At 70.9% G+C, this 11,009-nt stretch carries 10 protein-coding genes and 1 pseudogene; 6 read left to right on the top strand and 5 right to left on the bottom strand.

Features of this window, described 5'->3' with window-relative positions; translation table 11 throughout:
• Positions 1-152: 152 nt before the first annotated feature.
• Entirely contained in the window at positions 153-1,661 is a 1,509-nt protein-coding gene (locus tag AC07AL_RS38085) for a peptide MFS transporter (protein WP_363588034.1), read from the bottom strand.
• Positions 1,662-1,990: 329 nt separating this feature from the next.
• Here AC07AL_RS38085 and AC07AL_RS38080 point away from each other — a divergent pair, with 329 nt between their 5' ends.
• Together AC07AL_RS38080 and AC07AL_RS38075 are read left to right on the top strand one after the other, a co-directional pair.
• Entirely contained in the window at positions 1,991-2,665 is a 675-nt protein-coding gene (locus AC07AL_RS38080; RefSeq protein WP_030290974.1) for a response regulator transcription factor, read from the top strand.
• 63 nt (positions 2,666-2,728) lie between these two features.
• Positions 2,729-3,973 (top strand): ATP-binding protein, encoded by a 1,245-nt coding sequence (locus AC07AL_RS38075; RefSeq protein ID WP_363588083.1) that lies wholly within the window; start codon positions 2,729-2,731, stop codon positions 3,971-3,973.
• A 53-nt stretch (positions 3,974-4,026) separates the two neighbouring features.
• On the opposite strand, the gene AC07AL_RS38070 is transcribed toward AC07AL_RS38075, so the two are convergent.
• Positions 4,027-4,602 carry a GtrA family protein gene (locus tag AC07AL_RS38070; RefSeq protein WP_478319536.1) on the bottom strand — a complete coding sequence of 192 codons (576 nt, stop codon included), beginning with the start codon at positions 4,600-4,602 and terminating at the stop codon, positions 4,027-4,029.
• Positions 4,603-4,848: 246 nt separating this feature from the next.
• Here AC07AL_RS38070 and AC07AL_RS38065 point away from each other — a divergent pair, with 246 nt between their 5' ends.
• From AC07AL_RS38065 to AC07AL_RS38055, 3 genes are read left to right on the top strand one after another with little or no spacing between them, the layout of a single operon-like run.
• Entirely contained in the window at positions 4,849-5,988 is a 1,140-nt protein-coding gene (locus AC07AL_RS38065; RefSeq protein WP_363588030.1) for a 5-(carboxyamino)imidazole ribonucleotide synthase, read from the top strand.
• Complete coding sequence (gene purE, locus AC07AL_RS38060) at positions 5,985-6,521, top strand: 5-(carboxyamino)imidazole ribonucleotide mutase (protein WP_063349101.1); 537 nt, start codon at positions 5,985-5,987, stop codon at positions 6,519-6,521. Before AC07AL_RS38065 ends, purE begins: the two co-directional genes overlap by 4 nt.
• A 33-nt stretch (positions 6,522-6,554) precedes the next feature.
• Positions 6,555-7,769 (top strand): dipeptidase, encoded by a 1,215-nt coding sequence (locus AC07AL_RS38055; protein WP_478319535.1) that lies wholly within the window; start codon positions 6,555-6,557, stop codon positions 7,767-7,769.
• A 2-nt stretch (positions 7,770-7,771) separates the two neighbouring features.
• On the opposite strand, the gene AC07AL_RS38050 is transcribed toward AC07AL_RS38055, so the two are convergent.
• From AC07AL_RS38050 to AC07AL_RS38040, 3 genes are all read right to left on the bottom strand, one after another.
• The gene (locus tag AC07AL_RS38050) at positions 7,772-8,185 is read right to left on the bottom strand and encodes a CoA-binding protein (protein WP_478319537.1); all 414 of its coding nucleotides are present in this window, start codon (positions 8,183-8,185) and stop codon (positions 7,772-7,774) included.
• A 56-nt stretch (positions 8,186-8,241) separates the two neighbouring features.
• A complete protein-coding gene (locus AC07AL_RS38045; RefSeq protein WP_363633220.1) occupies positions 8,242-9,255 on the bottom strand; it encodes an HNH endonuclease in 1,014 nt (337 codons plus the stop codon).
• Positions 9,256-9,368: 113 nt separating this feature from the next.
• Positions 9,369-10,706, bottom strand: coding sequence for a UDP-glucose dehydrogenase family protein (locus AC07AL_RS38040; RefSeq protein WP_363588024.1), 1,338 nt, complete (start codon positions 10,704-10,706; stop codon positions 9,369-9,371).
• A gap of 181 nt (positions 10,707-10,887) precedes the next feature.
• Between AC07AL_RS38040 and AC07AL_RS38035 the strand changes: the two are divergent.
• Positions 10,888-11,009: pseudogene (locus tag AC07AL_RS38035) on the top strand (acyl-CoA dehydrogenase family protein); the annotation flags it as partial.

The following is an 11,009-nucleotide window of genomic DNA, read 5'->3' as shown; positions in this document are numbered from 1 at the left end:
ACTGGGGGGGGAGGGGGTGGGGGGGCAAGGGTTGGTTCGTAAGACGGGCACCAGCGGTACCGACGGGCATGCTGGGGGGGGGGAAAAAACCCCCCCCCCCCCCCCCCCCCCCAACCCCCCCCCCCCGCCCCCGGAGCGGGCGGGCGTGAGCGTCAGTGGACGTCGCCCATGAGCGTGACGACCCGCTTGCGGTACATCGCCAGCGCGAGGCCGGCGACGATCGCCATGCCGCCCTGGACCGCGAAGTACCAGCTGCTGCCGACCACCTTGTCGCCCAGCACCAGCTGGAAGATGGCGGCCACGCAGTCACCGGCGGTGACGGCGAGGAACCAGACGCCGACCATCTGGCTGGCGTACTTGGCGGGCGCCAGCTTGGTGGTCACGGACAGGCCGACGGGGGAGAGGGCGAGCTCGCCGACGGTCTGGACCAGGTAGACCATGGCCAGCCACAGCGGGGTGACCTTGGTGTCGCCGGTGGCGGCGGCCATCGCCAGCATCATGACCATGAAGGAGGCGCCGATCATCAGCAGACCGAAGGCGAACTTCATGGTGGTGCTGGGGTTCTTCGACCGGCGGGCCAGGGCGACCCAGAGCCAGGCGAAGACCGGGGCCAGCGCCATGATGTACAGCGGGTTGAGCGACTGGAACCAGCTGGACGGGAAGTTGATCCCGAACAGCGTCGAGGCGGTGTGGTCCTTGGCGAAGACGTTCAGCGTCGAGCCGGACTGGTCGTAGATCATCCAGAACACGGCGGCGGCGACGAAGAACCAGATGTAGCCGCTCATCTTGGACTGCTCGTCGGCGCTGAGGTCCTTGTCGCGCTTCACCTTGGCGAACACGAAGAAGGGGATCGCCAGGCCGGCGATGGACAGCGGCCAGACGGCCCAGTCGATGGTGAAGTGGCCGGTGGAGACGACGATGCCGTAGAAGACGACCGCCGCGGCCAGCCAGATGCCGGCCTTGCGGAAGATCTTGCGCTTCTCGTCCGCGCCGATGGGCGAGGTCACGATGTCGCTGGTGGGGCTCAGGTGGCGGGTGCCCAGCAGGAACTGGAGCAGGCCGAGTGCCATGCCGATGCCGGCCAGGGCGAAGCCCAGGTGCCAGTCGACCTTCTGGCCGACGGTGCCGACCACCAGCGGGGCGAAGAAGGCGCCGAGGTTGACGCCCATGTAGAAGATCGTGAAGCCGCCGTCGCGGCGCGGGTCGTTCGGGCCGTCGTAGAGGTGGCCGACCATCGTGGAGATGTTGGCCTTGAGCAGGCCCGAGCCCACCGCGATGCAGACCAGACCGGCGAAGAACGCGCCGGTGAACGGCACGGCCAGCAGGAAGTGGCCGAGCATGATGATCGTGCCGCCGATGGCGACCGTCTTGCGGGCGCCGAGGAAGCGGTCGGCGATCCAGCCGCCCGGGAGGGCCAGCAGGTAGACCATGGCCGTGTAGACGCTGTACACGGCGCCGGCGGTCGCCAGCTTCATGCCGAGGCCGCCGTCCGTGACGGAGGCGGTCATGTAGAGCACCAGCAGGGCGCGCATGCCGTAGTAGCTGAAGCGCTCCCACATCTCGCTCAGGAAGAGCGTGGCGAGCCCTCGGGGGTGACCGAGGAAGGTCTTGCCGCTGGGCGAGGCCGGGGTGAGGCCGGCTTCCAGGGTGGTAGACGCCATGAGTAGGGGTTCCTTGCCTGACAGCGTCCGCCAAGGGGGGTGGCGGCGGACGTGGACGGAACCACTCTACGTGGCGATATTTAGCGTTATCAGATGACAAAAGCCACGAATCAGGTATGGGAATGGCAAAGTCCGTGACAGATCTGCCCGATCTATCCATGGTAGACGGGCAAATTTCCCTTCAATTTCAAGATTGAAGGCCGGATTCTTCGCCGAACGGGCGGTCTGCGACGGCGTGTTGAGCCTGGAGGGGCTCTTGTGTAACGATCACGCTCTGTGAACTACCTCACAAGGCAGTCCGCCATACCCGGGCGGACTACCATCACCACATGACCTGTGTGCTGCTCGCCGAGGACGATCCGGCGATCTCCGAACCGCTCGCCCGAGCCCTGCGACGTGAGGGCTATGAGGTGCTCGTCCGCGAGGACGGTCCGACCGCACTGGCCGCGGGCCTGACCGAGGAGGTCGACCTCGTCGTCCTCGACCTCGGCCTGCCCGAGATGGACGGCCTGGAGGTCTGCCGTCGCCTGCGCGCCGACGGCAAGAGCTGCCCCGTCCTGGTGCTCACCGCCCGCGCGGACGAGGTGGACACCGTGGTCGGCCTCGACGCCGGTGCCGACGACTACGTGACCAAGCCCTTCCGCCTGGCCGAACTGCTCGCCCGCGTCCGCGCCCTGCTCCGGCGCGGCAACGTCGACCAGCTCACCACCGGCGCGCACGGGGTGAAGATCGACATCGAGTCCCACCGCGCCTGGCTCGGCGAGGAGGAGCTCACCCTCTCCGCCAAGGAGTTCGAGCTGCTGCGCGTCCTCGTCCGGGACGCCGGCCGGGTGGTCACCCGCGAGGAGATCATGCGGCAGGTCTGGGACACCACCTGGTGGACCTCCACCAAGACCCTGGACATGCACATCTCCTGGCTCCGCAAGAAGCTCGGTGACGACGCGGCGAACCCGCGGTACATCGCCACCGTGCGCGGAGTGGGGTTCCGGTTCGAGAAGAATTAGCCCCGTACGGAGAACGCGGCCGGGAGTCGGCCGATGAAGCGGAGCACCTCGGGGAGCGGCAGCGTGAAACGCCGGATGATCAACTCGCTGCTGGGCGTCGTCCTGGTGGTGGTCGTGGTGTTCTGCGTGCCGCTCGCCCTGGTCGAGAAGCGCACCATCGTCAACTCGGCCCAGGACCGGGTGGACGCGTCCGCCGTCCGGGTGCTCGCCCTGGTCGAGAACCGGCTCTCCGCGGGCGAGCCGGTCACCGGCCGGGCCTTCGACAACCAGGTCACCGAGGGCAGCTACGTCGAGGTGCAGATCCCCGGCCAGGACGTCGTCTCCAGCGGCGAACGCCTGGCCGGCGGCCACCTGCTGAAGGCCGTCGAACGCGGCAACAGCGGCGAGGTCGTCACCGTCGAGCAGTCCCGCGCGGACGTCGACCACGAGATCGCCAACATGCTGCTGCTGCTCGGCGTCGTCGCCCTGCTGGCCGTCCAGGCCGCCGTGGCGCTCGCCGTCTGGCAGGCCAAACGGCTCGCCCGGCCGCTCACCGACCTGGCCGAGACCGCCGAACGGCTCGGCTCCGGCGACCCGCGCCCCCGCGACCGCCGCTACGGGGTGCCCGAACTCGACCGGGTCGCCGAGGTGCTGGACACCAGCGCCGAGCGGATCGCCCGGATGCTCACCGCCGAACGCCGGCTCGCCGCCGACGCCTCGCACCAGTTGCGCACCCCGCTCACCGCGCTCTCCATGCGGCTGGAGGAGATCACCGCCCTCGCCGAGGAGCCGGAGACCGTCAAGGAGGAGGCGACCATCGCCCTCCAGCAGGTCGAACGGCTCACCGACGTCGTCCAGCGGCTGCTCACCACCCAGCGCGACCCGCGCAGCCCCACCGCGGTGGCCTTCGACCTGGACGAGGTGATCAAGCAGCAGGTCGAGGAGTGGGGCCCGTCGCTGCGCGAGACCGGCCGGGTGCTGTCCCTGGAGGGCCTGCACGGGGTCACCGCCGTCGGCACCCCGGGCACCGTCGCCCAGGTGCTGGCCACCCTGATCGAGAACTCGCTGATGCACGGCGCCGGGACGATCACCCTGCGGGTCCGGCCCTCCGGCACCTCGGTGGTGGTCGAGGTGCAGGACCAGGGCGCCGGCGTGCCGCCGGACCTCGGGAACCGGGTGTTCGAGCGCGCCGTCAGCGGCCGCAACTCCACCGGCATCGGCCTGGCCGTCGCCCGCGACCTCGCGGAGGCGGACGGCGGGCGGCTCGAACTGCTCTCGCTGAAGCCCGCGGTGTTCGCGCTCTTCCTCGGCCGCAGCCACGCGGACTGAGCCGGGGCGGGCACGGTCGGGAGTGCGGCCGTCCAGAGCGGACGGCCGGCCGGCTACTCGGCCTTGGCGTAGCGGATCTGCTCGGCGGCCAGCATCAGTTCGGCCTGGGCGGCCAGCTCCTGGCCGCTGGTGTCGCTGGTGCCGGTGGTGTCGCCGGTGCCGCTCGCTTCCTGCGCGACCGGCTCGGGCAGCGCCTTGAACACCCAGGTCCGGTACGAGAAGAAGCGGAACACGGTGGCCACCGCGAGGCCGGCCACCTTGGCGCCCAGCTGCTCGTAGTGCGAGTCGAGGCCGAGCACGTACACCGAGAAGCCGAGCACCCCGGTCTCGATCAGCATGCCGATGCCGCTGTACACCAGGAACAACGTGATCTCCCGCTTGCGCGAGGCGGCGTCGCGGTCCCGGTACAGCCAGTAGCGGTAGCCCAGGTAGTTGGTGGCGATGGCGATCAGCGTCGCCGCGATGTTGGACCGCAGCGAGGCCAGGCCCAGCCCGTTGAGGCACACCCAGAACACGGCGAAGTTGACCACCACGCCGCTCAGGCCGACCAGGCCGAACTTCACCACTTCGCCTGACAGCCCCCGCAGTTTCTGCGAGAGCGAAGGGCTCGAAGCTGCGGTCGTCGCCATACCGGGCTGCCTCCATGTGCCTGCGGGTCGAAGAGCGGATCGCGTGGACGCGTCCACCCCTTGAGCCCTGCGTGCACGCACATGATCGGACTGCGCAGACCAGGACCTAGCCGTCCAGGCTACCCGCTTCCACCGAACGGCTCAGCCCCCAGGGCTTCGGGTTGACTGGGACGTCCAGCCCACCCCAGCGGTTCCACCGCCCCCGACCGGCCCGGATATCCTGGCGGGGTGACTTCCCCGGGCAATGTGAATTTTCCAGTGGTGGGCATGATCGGCGGCGGGCAGTTGGCCCGCATGGCACACCAGGCGGGCATCCCGCTCGGGGTCAGGTTCAAACTCCTCGCCGACACGCCCCAGGACTCCGCCGCACAGGTGGTCTCCGACGTCGTCCTCGGCGACTACCGCGACCTCGACACGCTGCGCCGCTTCGCGGCCGGCTGCGACGTGATCACCTTCGACCACGAGCACGTCCCCACCGAGCACCTGCGGGCCCTGGAAGCCGACGGCATCGCCGTCCGGCCCGGCCCGGACGCGCTGGTCAACGCCCAGGACAAGGGCGTCATGCGGGCCAAGCTCGACGCCATCGGCGTGCCCTGCCCCCGGCACCGGATCGTCGCCGACCCGGCCGACGTCACCGCCTTCGCTGCCGAGGGCTCCGGCTACCCGGTCGTGCTGAAGACCGTCCGCGGCGGCTACGACGGCAAGGGCGTCTGGGTCGTCGCCGGCGAGGAGGACGCGCAGGCGCCGTTCCTGGCCGGCGTCCCGGTGCTCGCCGAGGAGAAGGTCGACTTCGTCCGCGAACTCGCCGCCAACGTCGTCCGCTCGCCCAGCGGCCAGGCCGTCGCCTACCCGGTGGTGGAGAGCGTCCAGGAGAACGGCGTCTGCGCCGAGGTCACCGCCCCCGCGCCCGACCTCGACCCGGCCCTCTCCGACGAGGCCCAGCAGCTGGCCCTGCGCATCGCCGGCGACCTCGGCATCACCGGCCACCTCGCCGTCGAACTGTTCCAGACCAGGGACGGCCGGATCCTCGTCAACGAGCTCGCCATGCGCCCCCACAACTCCGGGCACTGGACCCAGGACGGCGCCGTCACCTCGCAGTTCGAGAACCACCTGCGGGCCGTCCTCGACCTCCCGCTCGGCGACCCCCGGCCGCGCGCCAAGTGGACCGTCATGGTCAACATCCTCGGCGGCGACTACCCGGACATGTACCACGCCTTCCTGCACTGCATGGCCCGCGACCCCGGCCTGCGGATCCACATGTACGGGAAGGACGTGAAGCCCGGCCGCAAGGTCGGCCACGTCAACGTCTTCGGGGACGACCTCGACGACGTCCGCGAGCGCGCCCGCCACGCGGCCGCCTACCTGCGAGGAACGATCACCGAATGACCTCCTCCCCTTCGAGCCCGCTCGTCGGCATCGTCATGGGCTCGGACTCCGACTGGCCCGTCATGGAGGCCGCCGCCCAGGCCCTCGACGAGTTCGAGATCCCCTACGAGGTCGACGTCGTCTCGGCGCACCGGATGCCCCGCGAGATGGTCGCGTACGGCGAGAACGCCCACCGGCGCGGCCTCAAGGCCATCATCGCCGGCGCCGGCGGCGCCGCCCACCTGCCGGGCATGCTCGCCTCCGTCACCCCGCTGCCCGTCATCGGCGTGCCGGTGCCGCTGCGCTACCTGGACGGCATGGACAGCCTGCTGTCCATCGTCCAGATGCCGGCCGGCGTCCCGGTCGCGACCGTCTCGGTGGCCGGCGCGCGCAACGCCGGCCTGCTCGCCGTGCGGATGCTGGCCGCGTTCGACCCCGAACTGACCGAGCGGATGACCGACTTCCAGGCCGAGCTGAACAACCAGGCCACCGAGAAGGGCAAGAAGCTCCGCGCCAAGGTGGCCGGTTCCTCCTCCTTCGGCTTCGGCAAGTAACCCCGGTGGTGGGGGTGGGGTAGAACAGCCGGTATGACTACCGATCCGGACTCCCCCACCCCGCTGGACCGCGCCCGGGCCCTGCTGCGCACCGCCCCCGTGGTCGACGGCCACAACGACCTCCCGTGGGCGATGCGCGAGCAGGCCGGGTACGACCTCGGCGCGGTCGACCTCGCCGCCGACCAGAGCGACCGCCTGCACACCGACCTCGCCCGCCTCGCGGAGGGCGGGGTCGGCGCGCAGTTCTGGTCCGTCTACGTGCCGACCCGGCTGGCCGGCGACCACGCGGTGAGCGCCACCCTGGAACAGATCGACTTCGTCCACGCCCTGGTCGAGCGCTACCCCGACCGGCTCCGGCTCGCCCGCACCGCCGACGACATGGAGGCCGCCCGCGCCGAAGGCCGGATCGCCTCCCTGATGGGCGCCGAGGGCGGCCACTCCATCGACTGCTCGCTCGCCACCCTGCGTGCTCTCCACGAGCTCGGCGTGCGGTACCTGACGCTCACCCACAACGACAACGTGCCGTGGGCCGACTCCGCCACCGACAAGCCGGCGGCCGGCGGGCTGACCCGGTTCGGCGAGGAGGTCGTCCGGGAGATGAACCGGCTCGGCATGCTCGTCGACCTCTCGCACGTCTCCGCCGACACCATGCGCGACGCCCTGCGGGTCACCGAGGCGCCGGTCGTCTTCTCGCACTCTTCGGCCCGCGCCGTCTGCGACCACCCGCGCAACATCCCGGACGACGTGCTCGCCCAGCTGCCCGCCAACGGCGGCGTGGCGATGGCCACCTTCGTGCCCAAGTTCATCCTGCCCGCCGCCATCGAGTGGACCCTCGCCGCCGACGAGAACATGCGCGCCCACGGCTTCCACCCGCTCGACACCACCCCGCCCGCGATGGAGCGCCAGCGCGCCTTCGAGGCCGCCAACCCGCGCCCGATCGCCACCCCGGCCACCGTCGCGGACCACCTCGACCACCTGCGCGAGGTCGCCGGCATCGACCACATCGGCATCGGTGGCGACTTCGACGGCACCGCCTTCCTGCCCGACGGCCTGGGCTCGGTGGCCGGCTACCCCAACCTGATCGCCGAACTCCTGCGCCGGAACTGGTCCGAGGCCGACCTCGCCAAGCTCACCTGGCACAACGCCGTCCGCGTCCTGCGCGACGCCGAGTCCGTCGCCGACGGGCTGCGGGCCAGCCGCCGCCCGTCCATCGCCACCATCGCGCAGCTGGACGGCGCGAAGGGCTGAGGTCAGCCCAGCCGCGGGATCTCGATGGCCGGGCACCTGTCCATCACCATGGCGAGCCCGGCCGTCCTGGTCCGCGCGTACGCGGCCTCGTCGACCACGCCGAGCTGGAACCAGACGGCCTTCGCCCCGGCCGTCACCGCCTGGTCGGCCACCTCCCCGGCCAGCGCGCTGTTCACGAACACGTCCACCACGTCGACCGGGAACGGGATCTCGGCGAGCGAGGCGTAGCCGGGCTCGCCGAGGACCGTCTCGGCCTTCGGGTGCACCGGCACGATGCGCTTGCCGTACCGCTGGAGCACCCCGGCCACCCCGTAGGCGGCCCGGGCGGTGTTGTCGGACAGGCCGACCACCGCCCAGGTGTCGCCGGTGCCGGTGAGGATCTCGCGAACCGTCGCGTCGTCGCCGTAGCTCGTCATGCCGGTGCCAACGACGACCACGGGCGCCGGATTCCCGCGAGCCCCGTACGGAGAGGTCAGTCGAAGTACGCCTGCACCTGGCGGATGAAGGCGGGCCAGCGGCTGCCCGGCGAGCGCGAGCCGAGCTTCGCGTGGTTGAGGCTCGCCCGCAGGTTGTCCTTCAGCCGGACCGGGGAGTTCATGACGGCCTCGTTGCGACGGGCCAGCCGGTTGAGCTCCTCAGGGGTCGGCCAGCGGTCGCTCTTGGCGCTGTTGCACGCCCCGTGGGTCGGGGCGAGGTTCCACGGGCGGTCCAGGTCCGGTTGCGACCCGCCCGGCACGAAGTCGAATCGCCTCATGAGCGAGAACGGGAAGACGTGGTCGACGGCGGCCTTGTCCTCGGCGGTGATCGGCTCGTCGCAGATCAGGCAACGTCCGTACTGGAAGCCGATCAGGGCGTCGATGACCCCGGTGACGGGTCGGCGGCGGCGTCGGTCCATGAGGAGCCACTGCTCCACGTCCACATCGAGCTCGTCGGCGAGCAGGCCTCGGCCGATGCCCAGGGCGAAGGCGGACTCCACGATGCTCCAGCGTGCCGCCAACTCCGTCCGTAGCCCGGCGGCCTGCTCCGACATCGCGATCTGCTGGAGGGCGGGAGTGAGCAGGACGACGCGATCCCGTCCACGCCCGGACAACTCGTAGAAGCGGTGTGCGACCTCGGTGCCGCCCGCGAGGTTGTGGAACCGGTCCATGACCATGTCCGGCATCGACTTGCAGGCGGCTTGGAGGAGTCGCTCGGTAGGGCGTCCGGCGGCCAGGCACTCGTCGGTCTCCTGCGCGGAGACGGCGAGGAAGTCGTCGTCCCCGCCCATGGCCGGTGCCTGCGGGGCGTCGCGCAACCGGGTGACCAGAGCCATGGAGTACGGCTCGGCCAGCTCCTGCAGCGGCACCTCGGTGTGTCCGGCGGCCGCGCACTCCAGCAGGGCGGATCCCAGCGCGAACTTGTACGTGCGGGCGTTGCGGCCCATCAGGACGGCCTGTCGCCAGGCGGTGCGTGGCGTCGGCTCTCGCCGGTAGAACTCTGTCGTCATCGCGTGCTCCGGGTCGGTCGAACGGGAGGCGTAACTTCAGAACGAAGGGCGGAATTCCAGACGCGCCCGCCCCCAGGGGCCTGGGGGCGGGCGCGGGAAGTGTCGGCCAGGCGTCAGCTGGGGCGGCCGAGGGCGCGGTAGGTCCAGCCGGCGGCGCGCCAGGCGTCGGCGTCCAGGACGTTGCGGCCGTCGAGGAGGCGGCGCTCGGCGACCACGGCGCCGAGGTCGGCCGGGTCCAGCTCGCGGAACTCGGCCCACTCGGTGAGGTGCAGGACGACGTGGGCGCCCTCGGCGGCCTCCAGGGCCGAGTCGGCGTAGGCGAGCGAGGGGAACATCTTGCGGGCGTTGTCGACGGCCTTCGGGTCGTAGACGGTGACCTGGGCGCCCTGGAGCTGGATCTGGGCGGCGACGTTGAGCGCGGGGGAGTCCCGGATGTCGTCCGAGTTGGGCTTGAACGCGGCGCCGAGGACGGCCACCCGGCGGCCCAGGAAGCCGCCGCCGCACTGCTCGCGGGCCAGCTCCACCATCCGGGAGCGGCGGCGCATGTTGATCGAGTCGACCTCGCGCAGGAAGGTCAGCGCCTGGTCGGCGCCGAGTTCGCCGGCCCGGGCCATGAACGCCCGGATGTCCTTGGGCAGGCAGCCGCCGCCGAAGCCCAGGCCGGAGTTGAGGAACTTGCGGCCGATCCGTTCGTCGTGCCCGAGCGCGGTGGAGAGCAGCGTGACGTCGGCTCCGGCCGCCTCGCAGACCTCGGCCATCGCGTTGATGAAGGAGATCTTGGTGGCCAGGAAGGAGTTGGCGGCGGCCTTCACCAGCTCGGCGGTCGCGTAGTCGGTGACCAGGAACGGCACCCCGGCCGCGATCGGCTCGGCGTACACCTCGCGCAGCAGCTGCTCGGCGCGCTCGCTGTGGGCGCCGACGACGATCCGGTCCGGGCGCAGGGTGTCCTGGACGGCGAAGCCCTCGCGCAGGAACTCCGGGTTCCAGGCGAGCTCGGCGCCCGCGCCGACGGGTGCCAGCGCGGCCAGCCGTTCGGCGAGCCGGCTCGCCGAGCCGACCGGCACGGTGGACTTGCCGACCACCAGGACCGGGCGGGTCAGGTACGGGGCGAGGCCGTCGATCGCGGTGTCGACGTACGACATGTCGGCGGCGAACTCGCCCTTGCGCTGCGGGGTGTTGACGCAGACGAAGTGCACGTCGCCGAACTCCGCGGCCTCCTGGACGGAGCTGGTGAAGCGCAGCCGGCCGGTCGAACCCTCGTGCCCGGCGACGTGCTTGAGCAGCAGCTCGGACAGCCCCGGTTCGTACATCGGGACGCGGCCGGCGGTCAGCGTGGCGATCTTGTCGGGGTCGATGTCCAGGCCCAGCACCTCGAAGCCGAACTCGGCCATCGCGGCCGCGTGCGTGGCACCGAGGTAGCCGGTGCCGATCACGGAGATGCGGAGGGTCACGGGTTCCCCTTTGTGCGGACTCGACCTGTACGGGTGCCTCTGATGCTATCCGCCCCGACGGATCCGGCCTCGATCGCCTGTGCGCCGGGGACGCTAGGCAGCCGCAGGTCGGAGCCCTAGGATCTCTACTGAACGGTAGTTAACCCCGGATTGACTTCGATCACTGGACGAGGCGGGCATCATGGCGGGCAGCGCAGGGGCGGCTGACTTCGATCTCTTCCGTATCTCCGAGGAGCACGAGATGCTCCGTGAGGCGGTGCGTTCGCTGGCCGAGGCGAAGATCGCTCCGTTCGCGGCGGAGGT

This window comes from Kitasatospora sp. NPDC043949 (genome assembly GCF_056435365.1).
This window is presented reverse-complemented; position numbering and strand designations above follow the sequence as displayed.